Source organism: Streptomyces sp. NPDC054863 (genome assembly GCF_053610825.1).
The window spans coordinates 1-17,745 of the sequence record NZ_JBSGZD010000059.1; the positions used below are offsets into that span (position 1 = coordinate 1).

16 protein-coding genes and 3 tRNA genes are annotated in these 17,745 nt (G+C 71.0%); 12 read left to right on the forward strand and 7 right to left on the reverse strand.

What is annotated here, in order from left to right; translation table 11 throughout:
- Positions 1-62: 62 nt before the first annotated feature.
- The 6 genes from ACWGIG_RS14005 to ACWGIG_RS14030 all read left to right on the forward strand — a co-directional run bounded on the left by ACWGIG_RS14005 (position 63) and on the right by ACWGIG_RS14030 (position 6,945).
- Positions 63-563: a GNAT family N-acetyltransferase gene (locus ACWGIG_RS14005; RefSeq protein ID WP_453321815.1), complete on the forward strand. Its 501-nt coding sequence runs from the start codon at positions 63-65 to the stop codon at positions 561-563.
- 164 nt (positions 564-727) lie between these two features.
- Positions 728-919: a hypothetical protein gene (locus ACWGIG_RS14010; RefSeq protein ID WP_453321816.1), complete on the forward strand. Its 192-nt coding sequence runs from the start codon at positions 728-730 to the stop codon at positions 917-919.
- Between the two features lie 54 nt (positions 920-973).
- Entirely contained in the window at positions 974-2,272 is a 1,299-nt protein-coding gene (locus tag ACWGIG_RS14015) for a deoxyguanosinetriphosphate triphosphohydrolase (RefSeq protein ID WP_453321817.1), read from the forward strand.
- Between the two features lie 159 nt (positions 2,273-2,431).
- Positions 2,432-3,709 carry an NAD(P)/FAD-dependent oxidoreductase gene (locus ACWGIG_RS14020; protein ID WP_453321818.1) on the forward strand — a complete coding sequence of 426 codons (1,278 nt, stop codon included), beginning with the start codon at positions 2,432-2,434 and terminating at the stop codon, positions 3,707-3,709.
- Between the two features lie 43 nt (positions 3,710-3,752).
- Positions 3,753-5,666, forward strand: coding sequence for a DNA primase (gene dnaG / locus ACWGIG_RS14025; RefSeq protein WP_453321819.1), 1,914 nt, complete (start codon positions 3,753-3,755; stop codon positions 5,664-5,666).
- Positions 5,667-5,814: 148 nt separating this feature from the next.
- Positions 5,815-6,945 carry an RNA polymerase sigma factor gene (locus ACWGIG_RS14030; protein ID WP_453321844.1) on the forward strand — a complete coding sequence of 377 codons (1,131 nt, stop codon included), beginning with the start codon at positions 5,815-5,817 and terminating at the stop codon, positions 6,943-6,945.
- 92 nt (positions 6,946-7,037) lie between these two features.
- Here the strand turns inward: ACWGIG_RS14030 and ACWGIG_RS14035 are convergent, their stop codons facing one another.
- The 4 genes from ACWGIG_RS14035 to ACWGIG_RS14050 all read right to left on the reverse strand — a co-directional run bounded on the left by ACWGIG_RS14035 (position 7,038) and on the right by ACWGIG_RS14050 (position 12,849).
- Positions 7,038-8,975, reverse strand: coding sequence for an ABC transporter ATP-binding protein (locus tag ACWGIG_RS14035; RefSeq protein WP_453321820.1), 1,938 nt, complete (start codon positions 8,973-8,975; stop codon positions 7,038-7,040).
- Positions 8,972-10,705, reverse strand: a complete 1,734-nt coding sequence (locus ACWGIG_RS14040; protein ID WP_453321821.1) for an ABC transporter ATP-binding protein — start codon at positions 10,703-10,705, stop codon at positions 8,972-8,974. The genes ACWGIG_RS14035 and ACWGIG_RS14040 overlap by 4 nt, the downstream gene beginning before the upstream one ends.
- Before the next feature lie 268 nt (positions 10,706-10,973).
- On the reverse strand, positions 10,974-12,428 hold the full coding sequence (locus ACWGIG_RS14045) for an FGGY family carbohydrate kinase (protein ID WP_453321822.1): 1,455 nt from the start codon (positions 12,426-12,428) through the stop codon (positions 10,974-10,976).
- A gap of 121 nt (positions 12,429-12,549) precedes the next feature.
- Positions 12,550-12,849, reverse strand: coding sequence for a YtxH domain-containing protein (locus tag ACWGIG_RS14050; RefSeq protein WP_453321823.1), 300 nt, complete (start codon positions 12,847-12,849; stop codon positions 12,550-12,552).
- 181 nt (positions 12,850-13,030) lie between these two features.
- Here ACWGIG_RS14050 and ACWGIG_RS14055 point away from each other — a divergent pair.
- The 6 genes from ACWGIG_RS14055 (at position 13,031) to ACWGIG_RS14080 (ending at position 15,397) form a co-directional block, all read left to right on the forward strand.
- A tRNA-Asn gene (locus tag ACWGIG_RS14055) sits at positions 13,031-13,103 on the forward strand.
- 5 nt (positions 13,104-13,108) lie between these two features.
- Positions 13,109-13,181: transfer RNA gene (locus ACWGIG_RS14060), tRNA-Asn, on the forward strand.
- A 203-nt stretch (positions 13,182-13,384) separates the two neighbouring features.
- Positions 13,385-13,461, forward strand: a tRNA-Ile gene (locus tag ACWGIG_RS14065).
- A gap of 236 nt (positions 13,462-13,697) precedes the next feature.
- Entirely contained in the window at positions 13,698-14,003 is a 306-nt protein-coding gene (locus ACWGIG_RS14070) for an STAS domain-containing protein (protein WP_453321824.1), read from the forward strand.
- 10 nt (positions 14,004-14,013) lie between these two features.
- Complete coding sequence (locus tag ACWGIG_RS14075) at positions 14,014-14,262, forward strand: hypothetical protein (protein WP_453321825.1); 249 nt, start codon at positions 14,014-14,016, stop codon at positions 14,260-14,262.
- A 211-nt stretch (positions 14,263-14,473) separates the two neighbouring features.
- Positions 14,474-15,397 (forward strand): YceI family protein, encoded by a 924-nt coding sequence (locus ACWGIG_RS14080; RefSeq protein WP_453321826.1) that lies wholly within the window; start codon positions 14,474-14,476, stop codon positions 15,395-15,397.
- A gap of 139 nt (positions 15,398-15,536) precedes the next feature.
- Here the strand turns inward: ACWGIG_RS14080 and ACWGIG_RS14085 are convergent, their stop codons facing one another.
- From ACWGIG_RS14085 to ACWGIG_RS14095, 3 genes are all read right to left on the reverse strand, one after another.
- The gene (locus ACWGIG_RS14085; protein ID WP_453321827.1) at positions 15,537-16,070 is read right to left on the reverse strand and encodes an N-acetyltransferase family protein; all 534 of its coding nucleotides are present in this window, start codon (positions 16,068-16,070) and stop codon (positions 15,537-15,539) included.
- A 185-nt stretch (positions 16,071-16,255) separates the two neighbouring features.
- A complete protein-coding gene (locus ACWGIG_RS14090) occupies positions 16,256-16,864 on the reverse strand; it encodes an NAD(P)H oxidoreductase (RefSeq protein WP_453321828.1) in 609 nt (202 codons plus the stop codon).
- Between the two features lie 56 nt (positions 16,865-16,920).
- Positions 16,921-17,727, reverse strand: coding sequence for an SDR family oxidoreductase (locus ACWGIG_RS14095; protein WP_453321829.1), 807 nt, complete (start codon positions 17,725-17,727; stop codon positions 16,921-16,923).
- Between the last annotated feature and the right edge of the window lie 18 nt (positions 17,728-17,745).

A 17,745-nucleotide genomic window follows, 5' to 3' on the forward strand; every position in this document is an offset into this window, starting at 1 on the left:
GCACCGCCGCGAGCACCCGTATTTCGCTGGGGCCGGGCGCGCGGGAGCCGGATACTCGCCCCATGACGACAGAAGAGACGACGGAACAGACGGCAGATCACACGGCGGATCACACGGCAGATCAGACGGCAGATCAGACGACGGTCGACAAGAACACCGTGCGGGTCGGCGAGGACGACAAGGAGCTCGCCGACCGCCTCGACAAGGAACTCACCGCCTTCAACAGCAAGGCCACCGGTGCGTACGACGAGCAGGAACTGTCCGTGCGCGTCACCGACGGGGCCGGCGAACTCGTCGGCGGTCTCACCGGCTTCACCTGGGGCGGACTCGGCAGCACCCACATGCTCTGGGTGCGCGAGGACGCCCGCGGCGAAGGCTGGGGCGGCAGGCTGATGCGGGCCGCCGAGGAGGAGATGCGCCGCCGCGGCTGCGACCGGGCGATGGTGTCGTCGTTCACCTTCCAGGCACCGGACTTCTACAAGGGGCTGGGGTACGAGGAGACCGCACGGCTGCCGGGAGTCCCCGGCGGGCACGAGGACGTCTTCCTCTTCAAGAAGCTGTAGCAGTCCGAGGATCTGGGGTGCTCCGACCCTGGTGCACCCCGACGAGCCGTGGTGCACCAGGTGCACCAAGGGGCCGCAGCGGTAAGGGAGTTCCCGCCAGGTCCCGGTCGCAGCCGTCACTCCCGCGCAACGCCCCCGCAACCTCGGAAAGGGAGGATCGGGACATGACGACAGAGTCGGCCTCACCGCGAGAAGCACACGGGAACCCCGCGCGCACGCACGGCGGACCCCACTCCCTGCCCCTCGACAGCACCGCCGAACTCCTCACCCGTATCACCGCCCAGCTCTCCGCCCAGCTCGGCCGGGTGTCCCTCGACGGGACCCGGACATCACCGGGGTCGCCCGCGCCCGCCTGACCTGCCCGCGGCGGGTGGGGGCGACTGTCGGTGGCTGCGGTTACGGTCATCGGTATGGAAAGCACCGCATACGACTCGGCCGCGACACAGCGCTGGGACGCCGAGCCCGACAAACGGCCCGGCAGGACCGCGTTCCAGCGCGACCGCGCCCGCGTGCTGCACTCCGCCGCGCTGCGCCGCCTGGCGGGCAAGACCCAGGTGGTCACGCCCGGTTCGCGGAGCCAGGTGTGGGACTCCAGCCCCCGCACCCGCCTGACCCACTCCCTGGAGTGCGCCCAGGTCGGCCGTGAGCTGGGCGCCGCCCTCGGCTGCGACCCCGACCTGGTCGAAGCGGCCTGCCTCTCCCACGACATGGGCCACCCGCCCTTCGGGCACAACGGCGAGCAGGCACTCAACGACTTCGCCAAGGACTGCGGCGGCTTCGAGGGCAACGCCCAGTCGCTGCGCCTGCTCACCCGCCTCGAACCCAAACGCTTCGTACCCAGCGAGGAGACCGGCACCCTCGTCAGCGTCGGCCTCAACCTCACCCGGGCCGCCCTGGACGCCGCGACCAAGTACCCCTGGGCGCGCGGCAGTCACCCCACCGACTCCGCCTCGGTGAAGTTCGGGGTGTACGAGGACGACCTGCCCGTCTTCCGGTGGGTGCGCGAAGGGGCCCCCGAGTTCCGCAAGTGCTTCGAGGCACAGGTCATGGACTGGTCCGACGACGTCGCCTACTCGGTGCACGACTTCGAGGACGGCCTGCACGCCGGCCACCTGGACCCCGGCCTCCTCCTCGCCGAACCGGAACGACGCGAGATCTACGAAGTGGCACGCGGCAGGTACGTCCCCGAGGACACCGACGCCGCCGAGCTGGCCGCAGCCCTCGACCGGCTCATGGACCAGGAATGGTGGCCGCACGGCTACGACGGCTCGGCGCTCGCCCAGGCCCGCCTCAAGGACGCGACGAGCCAGCTCATCGGCCGCTTCTGCACGGCGGCGGAGTCCGCGACGAGGGCCGCCTACGGAGACGGCCGGCTCACCCGCTACGCGGCGGAACTGGTCGTCCCGCGCGAAACGCGCAACGAGTGCGCGGTGCTGAAGGCGGTCGCCGACCGGTACGTCATGCAGCGCGAGGAACAGGAACGCCTCCGTGCCGACCAGCGCATCGTCATCGCGGAACTGGCCGAGGCACTCACCCTGCGGGCCCCGGGCGAAGGCCTGGACCCCCAGTTCCGCGCCCTCTTCGACACGGCCCCCGACGACCGCGCCCGCAAGCGCGTCCTGGTCGACCAGATCGCAGCCCTCACGGACTCTTCGGCCAGATCCCTGCACGGCCGTCTGACAGGACGCCCCGGACCGTCCGACGACTGAGGGCGAAGCGGCCGAAGCCCGGACACCGGGCGCGGCCCCGAACCCCCACCCCCACCGGCTCGCACCCGGCCCACCACCCCCCGCCGCCCCCACCCCCTCTTCCCCCGTAACCGTCCGTGCGGGACGCTCGAAACCCCACGCGCACATTGGAGGCATCAAGTGGTCGACGCAGATCAGACCTACCTCATCGTCGGCGGCGGACTCGCCGGCGCGAAAGCGGCCGAAACCCTCCGCACCGAGGGCTTCACCGGCCGGGTGATCCTGATCGGCGACGAACGCGACCACCCCTACGAACGCCCGCCCCTCTCCAAGGGCTTCCTCGCGGGCAAGTCCGAGCGCGACTCCGTCTTCGTCCAGGAGACCGGCTGGTACGCGGCCAACGACGTCGAGCTGCACCTCGGCCAGCCCGTCGTGCACCTCGACCGCGAGGCCAAGACCGTCCGCCTCGGCGACAGCACCCTCATCCACTACGACAAGCTCCTCCTCGCCACCGGCTCCGAGCCCCGCCGCCTCGACATCCCCGGCACCGGCCTCACCGGCGTGCACCACCTGCGCCGCCTCTCCCACGCGGAGCGCCTGCGCGGCGTCCTCGCCACCCTCGGCCGTGACAACGGACACCTCGTCGTCGCAGGAGCCGGCTGGATCGGCCTGGAGATCGCCGCCGCCGCACGCGGTTACGGGGCCGAGGTCACGGTCGTCGAGCCCGAGCCGACCCCCCTGCACTCCGTCCTCGGCCCCGAGCTCGGCCAGCTCTTCACCGACCTGCACGCCGAGCACGGCGTCCGCTTCCACTTCGGGGCCCGCCTCACCGAGATCGTCGGCCAGGACGGCCTGGTACTCGCCGCCCTCACCGACGACGGCGAGGAACACCCCGCCCACGACGTGCTCGCCGCCATCGGCGCCGCCCCCCGCACCGCCCTCGCCGAGGCCTCGGGCCTGGCCCTCGTCGACCGCGCGCACGGCGGCGGCATCGCGGTCGACGGCCACCTGCGCACCAGCGACCCCGACATCTACGCCACCGGCGACGTCGCCGCCGTGCCCCTGCACCTCCCCGGCACCCCGCTGCACGGGCAGCGGCTGCGCGTCGAGCACTGGGCGAACGCCCTCAACGGCGGCCCCGCCGCCGCCCGCGCCATGCTCGGGCGCGGCACGTCGTACGACCGCGTCCCGTACTTCTTCTCCGACCAGTACGACCTCGGCCTGGAGTACTCGGGCTGGGCGCCCCCGGGGGCGTACGACCAGGTCGTGGTGCGCGGCGACGCGGGCAAGCGCCGGTTCATCGCCTTCTGGCTGAAGGACCACCAGGTCCTCGCGGGCATGAACGTCAACGTGTGGGACGTCACCGACCAGATCCAGAACCTCATCCGCAGCGGCGCCGAGGTCGACCAGCACGCCCTCGCCGACCCCTCCGTACCCCTGGAGTCGCTCATCGGCTGACCACGCACGCCGGAGTGTCCGAGCCTCCCCGTACACTTCACGCGTGGCAGGCAGGATCAATGACGACGACGTGAAGGCGGTCCGGGAGGCGCTCCCGATCGACGCCGTCGTGTCCGAGTACCTTCAGCTCCGCAGCGCGGGCGGCGGCAACCTCAAGGGCCTCTGCCCCTTCCACGACGAGAAGTCCCCGTCCTTCCAGGTCAGTCCGAGCAAGGGTCTCTTCCACTGCTTCGGCTGCCAGGAGGGCGGCGACACGATCGCCTTCGTGATGAAGATCGACCACCTCACCTTCTCGGAGACGGTCGAGCGCCTCGCCGCCCAGGCGGGCATCACCCTGCGGTACGAGGAGGGCGGCTACAACCCCTCCAACCAGCGCGGCGAACGCACCCGCATGGTCGAGGCCCACAAGGCGGCCACCGACTTCTACATCCAGCAGCTGGAGAGCCCCGAGGCGGAGATCGGCCGCAAGTTCCTCGCCGAGCGCGGCTTCGACCAGGGGGCCGCCGCCCACTTCGGCGTCGGCTACAGCCCGGCCGGCTGGGACCACCTCACCCGCTTCCTGCGCGGCAAGGGCTTCAGCGACAAGGAGCTCATCACCTCCGGGCTCTCCCAGGACGGCCGCCGCGGCCCCATCGACCGCTTCCGCGGCCGGCTGATGTGGCCGATCCGCGACATCGGCGGCGAGGTCGTCGGCTTCGGCGCGCGCAAGCTCCGCGACGACGACAACGGACCGAAGTACCTCAACACCCCCGAGACCCCGATCTACAAGAAGTCCCAGGTCCTGTATGGAATCGACCTGGCCAAGAAGGACATCGCGAAGGTCAGCCGGGCCGTCGTCGTCGAGGGCTACACCGACGTGATGGCCTGCCATCTGGCCGGTGTCACCACCGCCATCGCGACCTGCGGCACCGCCTTCGGCGGCGACCACATCAAGATCCTCCGCCGCCTCCTGATGGACAACGGCTCGGCCCGCGTGATCTTCACCTTCGACGGCGACGCCGCCGGCCAGAAGGCGGCCCTGCGCGCCTTCGAGGACGACCAGAAGTTCGCCGCCGAGACATACATCGCGATCGCCCCCGACAACATGGACCCCTGCGACCTGCGCCTCATGAAGGGCGACGAGGCCGTGGTCGACCTGACCCAGCCCCGCACCCCGCTCTTCGAGTTCGCGCTGCGCCAGATCATCGCGCGCTACGACCTGGAGACCCCGGCCGGTCGCGCCGCCGCCCTCGACGAGGCGGGCCCGGTCGTCGCCCGCATCAAGAACAGCGCCTCGCAGCACGAGGTCGCGGTCCAGCTCGCGGGCATGCTCGGCATCCTGGACACCCAGTTCGTCGTCAAGCGCATCGGGCAGCTCGCCCGCTGGGCGAAGGACAGGGGCGGGCGCGGCCCGTCGTCAGGACCCCCGTCGGGACCGCAGTCCCGCAAGCAGTACGACACGGCCCCCGCCGCCCCCGTCCACGCGGGCCCCGCCCTCAACCTCCGCAGCCCGGTCCACCGCACCGAGCGCGAGCTGCTGAAGCTCGCCCTCCAGCGCCCCGACCTGGTCTCGCCCGCCTTCGACGCGTACGGCGCGGACGAGTTCACGGCGCCCCCTTACGCCACTGTCCGCCAGACCATCGAGGAGTCCGGCGGCGCCGAGCTCGGCGCCCAGGCCCCCGCCGACTACCTCGCCCGGGTCCGCGAGACGGCCCTCGACGACCAGGTCAGAGCCATGGTCACGGAGCTCGCCGTCGAAGCGATCCACGCGAAGACGGTCGACGAGGTGTACGCGGGCGTCCAGCTCGTCCAGGTCCGCCTGCGCGCCGTCGACCGCCGCATCCTCGAAGTCCAGGGCTCCCTGGCCCGCGTCGGCAGCCAGGGCGATCCCGCCCACCTGGCCACCGTGCAGAACGAACTCTGGGTCCTCCAGCAGTACGCCCGCTCCCTGCGCAACCACGGCGCAGCAGCCCTTTAGCGCCCCTTTCGGGGCCCGTCGACTCCCTCCGGGTAACCACCCGGTCACGGACCGGACTCAAAAAGTATTCGCACGCCCCTCGCGGCGGCCGTGTGTCGCACCCCACACTGGTGGCGGTGCCTGAGGCTTTGACCCGGCTGTGTTCACCATGGAGGTCGCCCCCGTGCAGACCCAGACCCTGACCGATCTGGTCGCGGCCGTACCCGTGCAGAGCCGCGCCGAGCGCCATCCGGAAGCGACGGTGGACGCGACGGAGTCCGCCGAGGACGCGGTGGAGGAACGCGAACCGGAGAGCGACCGGGAGCAGGCGCAGGAGCACGAACGCCCCGACCCTCCCGAACGACCGCACCGGGCCGGCGAGTCCGCCACCCCGTCCTCCGACCTCTTCCGCCAGTACTTACGGGAGATCGGCCGCATCCCGCTCCTCACCGCCGCCGACGAGGTCGAACTCGCCCGCAGTGTGGAAGCGGGCCTCTTCGCCGAGGAGAAACTCGCCACGGCACCCGATCTCGACTACCGGCTCACCCTGGATCTCGACAAGTTGGTGGTACGCGGCCGGATGGCCAAGCGCCGCCTCATCGAGGCCAACCTGCGCCTGGTCGTCTCCGTGGCGAAACGGTACGTCGGCCGCGGCCTGACCATGCTGGACCTGGTCCAGGAGGGCAACCTGGGCCTGATCCGGGCCGTCGAGAAGTTCGACTACGCCCGCGGCTTCAAGTTCTCCACCTATGCGACGTGGTGGATCCGCCAGGCCATGTCCCGCGCCCTCGCCGACCAGGCCCGCACGATCCGGGTCCCCGTCCACGTCGTCGAACTCATCAACCGCGTCGTACGGGTCCAGCGCCGCATGCTCCAGGAACGGGGCTGCGAACCCACCCCGGAAGAGGTCGCCGCCCAGCTCGACCTCACCCCGGAACGGGTCGGCGAGGTCCTGCGCCTCGCCCAGGAACCGGTCTCCCTGCACGCCCCCGTGGGCGAGGAGGACGACGTGGCCCTCGGCGACCTCATCGAGGACGGCGACGCGACGTCCCCCGTCGAATCCGCCGCCTTCCTCCTCCTGCGCGAACACCTGGAAGCGGTCCTCTCCACCCTCGGCGAACGCGAACGCAAGGTCGTCCAGCTCCGCTACGGTCTTGCGGACGGCCGCCCCCGCACCCTCGAAGAGATCGGCCGCATCTTCGGCGTGACGCGAGAACGCATCCGCCAGATCGAGTCCAAGACCCTCAACAAACTCCGCGACCACGCATTCGCCGACCAGCTGCGGGGCTACCTGGACTGAGCGGGGCAGGGGGCAGACATCGAGGGGCGCGGGGAACTGCGCGACCAGCAACGACGCACCCGCACGATGCCCCCCCCCGACCGGGAGGGCCGCTACTCCACCTCCACCACCGCCTGGGCGAACTGCGCCGCGTAGAGCCCCGCGTACGCCCCCTCCGCCGCCAACAGCGCCTCGTGCGTGCCCTGCTCCACGATCGCCCCGTTCTCCATCACCAGGATCACGTCCGCATCCCGGATCGTGGAGAGCCGGTGCGCGATCACGAACGAGGTCCGCCCGTGCGCCAACCGCGCCATCGCCTTCTGGATCAACACCTCGGTCCGCGTGTCGACCGAACTCGTCGCCTCGTCCAGCACCAGGATCACCGGATCCGACAGGAACGCCCGGGCGATCGTGATCAGCTGCTTCTCACCCGCGCTGACCCCCGCCCCCTCGTCGTCGATGACGGTGTCGTACCCGTCCGGCAGCGTCCGCACGAAGCGGTCCGCATGTGCCGCCCGAGCCGCCTCCTCGACCTGCTCCCGAGTGACCGAACCGCCCGCCCCGTACGCGATGTTGTCCGCGATCGAGCCGCCGAACAGCCATGTGTCCTGAAGCACCATCCCGACCCCGGACCGCAGCTTCTCCCTCGACATCTTCGCGATGTCGACGCCGTCCAGCATGATCCGCCCGCCGGTCACCTCGTAGAACCGCATCAGCAGATTGACCAGAGTGGTCTTGCCCGCCCCCGTCGGCCCGACGATCGCCACCGTCTGCCCCGGTGAGACCCGCAGCGACAGGTCCTCGATCAGCGGCTTGTCCGCCTCGTACCGGAACGACACGTTCTCCAGCTCGACGGCCCCGCGCAGCTCGTCGGCGTCCGTCACCGGCAGCCCCGGCGCGTCCACCGCGTCCGGCGCCTGCTCCTCGGCGTCGAGCAGTTCGAAGACCCGCTCCGCCGAAGCCACCGCGGACTGGACCAGGTTGGCCATCGAGGCGACCTGCGTCAGCGGCATCGAGAACTGCCGCGAGTACTGGACGAACGCCTGCACGTCCCCGATGGAGAGCGTCCCGGAAGCGACCCGCAGCCCGCCCACCACTGCCACCAGCACGTAGTTCAGGTTCGACACGAACATCATCAGCGGCTGCATGATCCCGCTGTTGAACTGCGCCTTGAAGCCCGCCTCGTAGAGCTTGTCGTTCTGCTCGCGGAAGGCCTCCGCCGACTCGTCCTGCCGTCCGAAGACCTTCACCAGCGAGTGGCCGGTGTACATCTCCTCGATGTGCGCGTTCAGCGCGCCTGTCGTCTTCCACTGCGCCACGAACTGCGGCTGCGAGCGTTTGCCGACCTTCGCCGCCACGACCACCGACAGCGGCACCGTCACCAGCGCCACCAGCGCGAGCAGCGGCGATATCCAGAACATGACGATCAGCACACCGATCACGGTCAGCGCCGAGTTGATGAGCTGGCCCATCGTCTGCTGCATGGTCTGGCCGATGTTGTCGATGTCGTTCGTCGTCCGCGACAGGACCTCGCCGCGCTTGGCCCGGTCGAAGTACGCCAGCGGCAGCCGTGACAGCTTCGCCTGTACGTCGCGGCGCATCCGGTACACGGTCCGGTTGACCGCCAGGTTCACCATGCGCGTCGAGACGAGCATGAGCAGGCCCGCGCCGACGTACACGGCCAGTACCACCAGCAGTACGGCGCCGACCGCACCGAAGTCGATGCCCTGCCCGGGGACGAAGTCCACCCCGGACAGCATGTCCGCGAGCCCGTCGTCGCCCCTCCCGCGCAGCCCGTCGATCGCCTGCGCCTTGGTGAGACCGGGCTCCATGGCCCGGCCCACTATTCCGGCGAAGAGCAGGTCGGTGGCCGCGCCGAGGATCTTCGGTCCGATCACCGACAGCGTGACGCTGAAGAGCAGCGCCACGAACAGCACCCACAGCACGGCCTTCTCCGGTGCGAGCTGTCGCACCAGCCGCTTCCCCGACCCGCGGAAGTTCATCGACTTCTCGACCGGGGGTCCCATCATCCGTCCAGCGGGCCCGCTCATGCCGCCTCAGCCTCCGTCAGCTGGGAGAGCACGATCTCCCGGTAGGTCTCGTTGGTCTCCATCAGTTCGTGGTGGCGTCCGGTCCCCACCACCCGGCCCTCGTCCAGCACCACGATCCGGTCCGCGTCCCGGATGGTCGACACCCGCTGGGCGACGATGACGACGGTCGCCTCCGCGGTCTCCCGCCCGAGCGCGCTCCGCAGGGCCGCGTCCGTCGCGTAGTCCAGCGCCGAGAACGAGTCGTCGAAGAGATAGATCTCCGGCTTCTGCACCAGCGTCCGCGCGATCGCGAGCCGCTGCCGCTGCCCGCCGGACACGTTCGTGCCGCCCTGCGAGATCGGAGCGTCGAGCCCGCCCTCCAGCAACTCCACGAAATCCCGTGCCTGCGCCGTCTCCAGCGCCCGCCACAACTCCTCGTCCGTCGCGTCCGGCTTTCCGTATCGCAAATTGCTCGCGACCGTCCCCGAGAACAGATACGGCTTCTGCGGAACGAGCGACACCGTCTTCGCGAGCAGCGCCGGATCCAGCGTCCGTACGTCCACCCCGTCGACCAGGACCTCTCCACCGGTCGCGTCGAACAGCCGCGGTACGAGCCCGAGCAGCGTCGACTTCCCACTGCCGGTCGACCCGATGATCGCGGTCGTCTCGCCGGGACGCGCGTCGATCCGGATGTCCTTCAGTACGGCCTCCTCGGCGCCCGGATAGCTGAACTCGACGTCCCGCAGCTCCAGTTGGCCGTGGCGCCGCAGTTCGAAGACCGGGGCCACCGGCACCGCCACGCTGCTGCGGGTGTCCAGGACCTCCTCGATCCGCTCGGCACACACCTCCGCGCGCGGCACCATCATGAACATGAAGGTGGCCATCATCACGGCCATCACGATCTGCATCAGATAGGCGAGGAACGCGGTCAGCGCACCGATCTGCATGCCCCCGCTGTCGATCCGGTGCGCACCGAACCAGACCACGGCGACGCTCGACACGTTCACCACGGTCATCACGATCGGGAACATCAGGGCCATCAGTCGGCCGGTCGCCATCGAGATGTCCGTCAGGTCCTCGTTGGCCTTGCGGAACCGGTCCTTCTCGTACGTGTCCTTCACGAACGCCCGGATGACCCGGTTGCCGGCGATCTGCTCGCGCAGCACCCGGTTCACGGTGTCGAGCCGCTCCTGCATGGACCGGAACAGGGGCCGCATCCTCCGCACGATCAGCGAGACGCAGATGCCGAGCACCGGCACCACCGCGAGCAGCACGCCCGACAGCGGCACGTCCTGACCGAGCGCCATGATGACCCCGCCGACGCACATGATCGGCGCGGACACCACCAGCGTGAAGCTCATCAGGACCAGCATCTGCACCTGCTGGACGTCATTGGTCGTACGGGTGATCAGCGACGGTGCGCCGAACTGGCCGAGCTCCCGCGCCGAGAAGCTCTGCACCCGCGCGAAGACCGCGGCCCGGACGTCCCGCCCGAGCGCCGAAGCGGTCCGCGCCCCGTAAAAGACAGCTCCGACGTTGCAGACGACCTGGAAGACGCTCACCGCGATCATGAGAGCGCCGAACTCCAGGATGTAACCCGTGTTCCCCTTCACGACACCGTTGTCGATGATGTCCGCGTTGAGGGTGGGCAGATAGAGGGAGGCGCTGGTCTGCAACAGCTGCAGCACCACCAGCAGGGCCATGGGTTTCTTGTACGGGCCGAGATGGGCCCGCAGAAGCTTGAGAAGCACGCGCGGTCTTTCCGTCGGACGGCGGGGGACAGGGATGAGGCCTCCCATCCTCCGCCAACCGCCCCCACCGCACCCAAGGGATTTCCCCAAACCCGGGTCAAGACCTGCCCGCGGAGCCCGGACTCTGCTTCCGGGCTCGGCCCGGACCCTGCTCCGCTCGGCCCGGACCCGGGTGGTTGCCCGTCCGGGCGGGTTGTGTACGTGCGGGTGCGTCGTGGCTGGTCGCGCCCACGCGGCGGAGCCGCATGTCCCGTACAGACCCGCGCCCCTAAAGGCGCCCCTGAACGCCGAACGCCTCCGGGTGGATCTGCTCGCGCGCCGCCACGTACTGCTGCCGGATCGCCCCGCCCGCCGCCAGCTCGTCGCCCGGCTCCAGCACCTGCGCCACCGCCCCCTGCCAGGCGGGGGGAGCCTGCGGCGACAGCGTCCCCTGCGCCACCCCGAGCGCCCAGGCCGCCTGCCGCGCAGCCCCCAGCGCCGCGTACTGCGCGGGCTGCGGCACGACCACCTGCGTGCCGAGGATCATCGGCGCCATCGCCTGCACGGCCGGCAGCTCGGCGGCGGCCCCCAGCAGGAACACCCGCCGCACCTGCACCCCGCGCGAACGCAGCACGTCCATCGCGTCCGCCAGCGAGCACAGCATGCCCTCGAAGGACGCCCGCGCCAGGTGCTCCGGCTTCATCGACTCCCGCCGCAGCCCGAACAGCGTGCCCGCCGTGTGCGGCAGCCAGGGCGTCCGCTCACCCTCCAGATACGGCAGCAGTACGAGCCCGGAAGCGCCCGGCGTCGACTTCAGCGCCAACGCGGACAGCTCCTCCAACCCGCCCTCCACGCCCAGGAGTTCGGCGGTGCCCCGCAGCGCCCGGACCGCATTCGACGTGTGCACCACCGGCAGGTGCATGCCCGTCGCGTCGGCGAACGACGTGATCATCCCGCTCGAATCGGCCAGCGCCTCGTGGTGCACCGCCATGACCGAGCCCGAGGCCCCCAGCGACACCACGGCGTCCCCGACCCCGACCCCGAGCCCGAACGCGGCGGCCATCGTCTCGCCCGTACCCGCCGAGATCAGCAGTCCCTCCGGCGTCGTCCCCGCGGCGTCCGAAGGGCCGAGCACCTCCGGCAGCGAGGCCTGGTGCCCGAGCGCCAGCTCCACCAGGTCCGGCCGGTACGCACCGGTGGCCGCCGACCAGTAGCCCGTGCCCGAAGCAGCGCCCCGGTCGGTCGTCCGGCGGGCGGGCCGCCCGAGCAGCTGCCACACCAGCCAGTCGTGCGGCTGCATCACCGTCGCGATCCTGGCCGCGTTCTGCGGCTCGTGCCGTGCCATCCAGGCCAGCTTGGCCACCGGCTGCGGCGACGTCGGAACCGCTCCGACGGCCTCCGCCCACGCCTGCCTGCTGCCCAGCGCCTCCACCAGATCGGCCGCGGCGACCTGCGCCCGCTTGTCGTTGCCCAGCAGCGCCGCCCGCACCGGCGTCCCGCCCGCATCGAGGGGCACGAGCCCGTGCTGCTGCGCGGACACCCCGATCGCCTGTACGTCGTCGAGCAGCCCGTCCGCGGCGGCGTCGCCCAGCGACAGCAGCCACGCCTGCGGATCCGCCTCGGTGGCCTTCTCCTCGACCGGGTGGGGGGCGTACCCCTCACGCAGTACGGCACCGGTGTCGGTGTCGCAGACGACGACGTGTGTGAATCCGGCCGAACTGTCCAACCCCGCGACTATGCCCATGCGCACGATTCTGCCGCACCCCACCGGGGCGGGATGCGGCAGCTGTGCAATCGGTGACGGGGGGGGGGAACAGGCGGCAACAGGCACGACCGGAGTCCCGGAGCCCCCCGGGCCGTCCGGGTCAGGTGTTGCTCGTGCCCCAGTCGTCCTCGCCGCCCGGCCTGCGCTCCTTCAGCGACCGCACCCGCTGGGCGACCGACTCGGGTACCCGGTTGCCCACCTTGTCGGTGACGGTGTGCACCGCCTTGCCCGCGAACTCCCGGCCGCTCTGGGCGGCCGACTCGGCGGTGTTCCGTACGGCCGGGTTCTGGGAGATCCGCCGGGCCGACTTCCTGATCTGCTCGTACCGCTCGCGCCCGGCCCGGGTGCCGAGCACGTATCCGAGGGCCAGTCCGGCGACGAACGTGAGCCGGTAGCGCATGGCTGCCACCCTTCTCCTGCAACGATGTCGGTGTGCTGGCCGCCTACCCGTCCTGCCCGCAGATCATCCCGGGGCATACCGATTGGCGGAGCACCCCCCTGCTTGCGCTAATGTATGTCTCGCAGCGGACGCACGCCCCCGGGGAGACCGGGTCGGGGTGCATTCGGTGCAACCGCAGCAATCCCCTGTAGCTCAATTGGCAGAGCAGCCGACTGTTAATCGGCAGGTTACTGGTTCGAGTCCAGTCGGGGGAGCGCGGTCCCCTGTAGCTCAATTGGCAGAGCATTCGGCTGTTAACCGGAGGGTTACTGGTTCGAGTCCAGTCGGGGGAGCAGTAAGGGAAGAGGGCCTCTACGGAGGCCCTCTTTTCGTGTGTGCGTGCGCCCCTTGGTGTGGTGTGCGGCACGTTCGGGAACCGCGCGGGCAGCGCTGAAGTCCTCATGGTCATGCGTTGCCGACCATCCGAGGCAGGAGATCGTATGACCGGCTATGCTGCGGCAGACGGCGCGTACATGTGTACGCGCCACGCCGTGTGGGGGCAGTAGCTCAGCCGGTTAGAGCAGCGGACTCATAATCCGTCGGCCGTGGGTTCGAGTCCCACCTGCCCCACCACAGCAGGACGTGAAGAAACGTTCCGAGCGTGAGTCTTCCGCTCGTACCCGCACGACTCTTCTCCCCCGTGCCCGGCAGGTCTAGGCTGTGGCCCAGAAGCCCCGGCCCCCGGCATGTGAAATCTGTCGAGGCGGCGTGTGATGCATCCGGTTCCAGCTTTCGAGAGTGGTTCTTCTTCCGAGACCGCTCCTCTTTCCGTACCTGCGTCCGTATCTGTACCCGCTCCCGTACCCGTGGTGCTCCGGGTCGTTCCCGGGCTGCTGCCGGTCGTGGTCGTGGCCGGGCGCAGGCTCGGGCGGGCGAAGCTCGCGGAGTTCGGGTGCCGGGCCGGGGTGCCGTGGGTGCTCGACCTGTCGGGTGTGCGGGAGTGCGGCCTGCTGGGGGTCGGTCTGCTGATCGCGGTGCGGCGGCGGGCCCGGACGTACGGCAGTGAATTGCGGCTGGTCGCGCCCTCGCAGGCGGTCGAGGATGCGCTGACGGTCAGTGGGCTGCGGCGGATGCTGCCCGCTTTCCGGGACGTGGCGAGTGCGATCGAGGCCTAGGGAGGCTGTCATGGTCGTTCTGCTGGTGGTGGGTGTGGCGGTGCTGTTCGTCATGGGCTTCTCGTCGCCCGTGTGGTGGCTGGTCGGGGCCGTGGTGGTCTACGGGGCCGTGAGGTTCGGGAGCGTCGGCGGCAGTGCCGCGAAGGGCGGGTACGGGGAGTACCGCGAGCGGCGTGAGCAGCGGGACAAGTGGGACCGGCGCTACCGGCGTCAGCACCGGGGGAAGCGGATCACGCCCGACCGGCCGGTGGACCGGTAGCTTCCGCGGGGGCTCGGGCGGAGCGGTGCGGGCGCGGCGTACGCGCGGTGCGGTGCGCCGCGGTAGGGCGTGGTGCGTGCGGTGACCGGGCCTCAGGTGGCCGCCGTGCGACACGGTTTCGGATCTGCGTTCCCTTTGTGAGACAACTGAACGAGCCATTCCGGTCCGGTGGCCGGGCAGTGGCGGTTGTCCTCGGCGAAAGGTGAACTCCATGGTCCTCTCCCTCCTCCGGCGTGCGCGCGTGAAGGCTGCTTCGGCGGGTGGCAGGGGTGGCGGCGGGCTCGTGCTGCCGGTGCCGCGAGGGGCCGGGACGGTCGGCTGCGAGGTGGTGGACCCGGTCGGGCAGAGGCTCGGCGGGGCCGAGATCGTGATCACCGCCAAGTCGGACGGGCGGGTGGCGGCGCGCGGGACGACCGACCTCTTCGGGCTGTTCGCCGCCGCACTGCCGGCCGGGGAGTACGGGCTGCTGATGACCGCCGAGGGGATGCGGCCGGCCAGCTGGTCCTTCTACATCGAGCCGGGCGAGACGCTCAGCATGGGCCGCGTCGAGCTGGAGGTGGCGCAGCAGCTGGAGCCGCCGGCGCCCGGCATGTGGACCATCGACCCGCCGCACACCGCGATCCGCTTCATCGCCCAGCACGTGGGCATGGCGAACGTGCACGGCAGGTTCCAGAAGTTCGAGGGCGGCGTGCGGGTCGCCGCGAATCCGGCGGAGTCGGAGGTACGGGTGCGGATCGAGGCCGCGAGCCTGACGACCGGCAACAAGACCCGCGACAACCACCTGCGCTCCGGCGACTTCCTGGACGTCGAGAACTACCCGTACATCGACTTCGTCAGCGAACGGTTCGTCCACCGGGGCGCCAACACCTGGTCCGTACAGGGCGCGCTGACCCTGCACGGGGTGAGCCGGTCGGTGGCGCTCGACACCTCCTACCTGGGCGCGGTCAACGGCGGGTACGGGGAGGAACTGCGGTGCGCCGCCCGCGCGAGCGCCGAACTGCACCGCGAGGACTACACGCTGAACTGGCGGAACATGCTCGCGCGCGGCATCGCGATCGTCGGGCCGACGGTGAAGCTGGAGATGGACGTCCAGACGATGTCCCAGGGGCCTGACACCCCGACCCCGCCGGAGTAGACGCCGCAGGGGTGCGGCGGGGCGCGGCGGGGGGAGGGGGAGTCCCGCTGAGGGCCTGAGGGCCTGAGGGCTTGAGGAAGCTGGGGGTCGTGCCGCTGAGCGGCACGGCCCCCTTGGGGTGCTGGTGGGGTGCCGGGTCTCAGGTCGCCGGGAGGGTGAAGCGCCGCTTGTCCGTGCTCCGGGCACCCAGACGGTCGTAGAACCGGATCGCGTCCGTGTTCCACGTCGGGGTCTGCCACTGGACCTCGGCCAGGCCCCGCGCGCGTGCTTCGGCCCGTACCGCTTCCACCAGCATCGGGCCCACCCGCAGGCCGCGGTGGCCGTCCCGCAGGAACAGGCAGTCCATGTGGAGGTACTCCACCCCGTCCCAGGTGGACAGGGTGGGGGCGCAGGAGGCATAGCCGATGATCTCGGCGCCGCCCCGGTCGTCGCGGGTGTCGCGGTCGTCGTGCAGCTCGGCGACGAAGCAGGCCAGGCGGGGGTCATCGGTGGTGAAGAGGAGCGACTCCAGGCGGCCGGCCAGATCGGGGTGGGGCGGCGCCGCCTTCTCGTACGCGGCGTGCTCGGAGGCGAGCCGTACGACGTGGGGGAGATCGGCGGGGCGGGCGTGCCGCACCCGAACCGCCACCGTGCTCGGGGTCCGGCCGGGCGGGGCGCTGTCGAGGTGGGCCATGACCGTATGATCCACGGCCGCACCGCGTGCACCACCCCGGGGCCGCGCGCACCACCCCGGGCAGCGAAGGACCCCCGGGCGGCGGCTGCCGTCCGGGGGTCGGGTGTCTCGCGGGAGTGGGCTGTCGCGCGGGAAGGGGGTGCTCGGTCCGGGGCTCCGGTGGGGGACTGCGTGGCCCGGTGGGTTCAGGGGGTGCGGAGTGCGGGCGTGGACAGGAAGTCGCTGAGGGCGGTGTCGGCGTCGGTCAGGACGCGTTCCGCGCCCGCCCCGTCCTCGACGATCGTGCTGTGGACCAGTGCGACCGTCGCGTGCGTCATGCCGGAGTACTCGGCGATGCCGGTACGCAGTTGGCGGTCGAGCGCCTCGTCGAAGCCCGGCTTCGCCAGGTCCTCGGGGCCCGCGCCCGCCAGGGCCAGCCACAGCATGCGCTTGCCGGAGAAGGGGGTGCGGTCGGCCGGGTCGCCGTACGCGAAACCGTGGTTCCAGGTCCGGTCGATCCAGCCCTTGAGGATCGCGGGCACCCCGTACCACCAGAGCGGGAAGACGGCCACGATCGTGTCGGCGGCCTCGATCCGCCGCATGTGGGCGTGGACTTCGGGGCTGTACGTCTTGTGGGGGTCCGACCAGTCGGGTTCGTCGGCCACCGTCATGCGCGGGTCGAAGTCCTCCGCGTGCAGGTCGAGGAGGTCGACGGTGTGGCCCGCGGCCTCCAGCCGCGTACGGGCGCGGGCGGCGGCCCGCCCGGTGAGGGAATCGGTGCGGGGGTGGGCGACGACGAGGAGGGCGTGGGACATGGCGAGGTCTCCAGAGGGTGAGAAGGTGCTGGTTGTACGGGAGTTGGGGCGGTGGCTCAGACGCCGAGGCCCGAGCCGCCGCTGACGTCGATGTTCTGACCGGTGATCCAGCGGGCGTCGTCCGAGGCGAGGAAGCCCACCACGTCCGCCACGTCGGCCGGCCGGCCCACCCGGTCGAAGACCGAGAAGGACGCCGCGTGCGCCTTCGCTTCCGGGTCGGCCATCCACGGGTGGATGTCCGTCTCGATCGTGCCGGGGGAGACGGCGTTGACGGTGATGCCGCGTGCGCCGAGGGTGGCGGCCAGGGTGAGGGTCAGGACCTCCACCGCTCCCTTGCTCGCCGCGTACGACGTCATGCCGGGGAAGGCCACCTTCGTGACGCCCGACGACACGTTGATGATGCGACCGCCGTCGCGGAGCCGGTCCAGTCCCTTCTGGACGATGAAGAAGGGGGCCTTGGCGTTGACCGCGAAGACCCGGTCGTAGTCGGCCTCGGTGACGTCCTGGATCCTGCCGGGGCCTGCGACGCCCGCGTTGTTGACGAGGATGTCGAGGCCGTCGGCGTGCAGGTCGAAGGCGGCCCAGAGGGCGTCGGCGTCCCCGGGGACGCCGAGTTCCGTACGGAGGGGGAAGGCGTGGCCGCCCGCGTCCTCGATCGCGGCGACGGTCTCCTTGGCGGCGACCTCGTTGCCTGCGTAGTGCACCCCGACGAGGGCGCCCTCGCGGGCCAGCCGCAGGGCGATCGCGCGGCCGATGCCGCGGCTGGCGCCGGTGACGAGGGCGGTCCTGCCGGTGAGGTTCCCCGCGGGATGGTGGGCGGAGGGCCGGGCGGCGGACCGGGTGGTGGGGGTCCGGGTGCTCATGGTGTGTGCTCCTCGGCG

Excerpts from the sequence above, each read along its gene's own strand:
- ACWGIG_RS14015 (WP_453321817.1), top strand. The coding sequence starts at position 974 with ATGGAAAGCACCGCATACGACTCGGCCGCGACACAGCGCTGGGACGCC.
- ACWGIG_RS14005 (WP_453321815.1), top strand. The coding sequence starts at position 63 with ATGACGACAGAAGAGACGACGGAACAGACGGCAGATCACACGGCGGAT.
- ACWGIG_RS14050 (WP_453321823.1), bottom strand. The coding sequence starts at position 12,849 with ATGCGCTACCGGCTCACGTTCGTCGCCGGACTGGCCCTCGGATACGTG.
- ACWGIG_RS14045 (WP_453321822.1), bottom strand. The coding sequence starts at position 12,428 with ATGGGCATAGTCGCGGGGTTGGACAGTTCGGCCGGATTCACACACGTC.
- ACWGIG_RS14095 (WP_453321829.1), bottom strand. The coding sequence starts at position 17,727 with ATGAGCACCCGGACCCCCACCACCCGGTCCGCCGCCCGGCCCTCCGCC.
- ACWGIG_RS14075 (WP_453321825.1), top strand. The coding sequence starts at position 14,014 with ATGGTCGTTCTGCTGGTGGTGGGTGTGGCGGTGCTGTTCGTCATGGGC.
- ACWGIG_RS14030 (WP_453321844.1), top strand. The coding sequence starts at position 5,815 with ATGGAGGTCGCCCCCGTGCAGACCCAGACCCTGACCGATCTGGTCGCG.
- ACWGIG_RS14080 (WP_453321826.1), top strand. The coding sequence starts at position 14,474 with ATGGTCCTCTCCCTCCTCCGGCGTGCGCGCGTGAAGGCTGCTTCGGCG.
- ACWGIG_RS14035 (WP_453321820.1), bottom strand. The coding sequence starts at position 8,975 with ATGAGCGGGCCCGCTGGACGGATGATGGGACCCCCGGTCGAGAAGTCG.
- ACWGIG_RS14010 (WP_453321816.1), top strand. The coding sequence starts at position 728 with ATGACGACAGAGTCGGCCTCACCGCGAGAAGCACACGGGAACCCCGCG.
- ACWGIG_RS14085 (WP_453321827.1), bottom strand. The coding sequence starts at position 16,070 with ATGGCCCACCTCGACAGCGCCCCGCCCGGCCGGACCCCGAGCACGGTG.
- ACWGIG_RS14090 (WP_453321828.1), bottom strand. The coding sequence starts at position 16,864 with ATGTCCCACGCCCTCCTCGTCGTCGCCCACCCCCGCACCGATTCCCTC.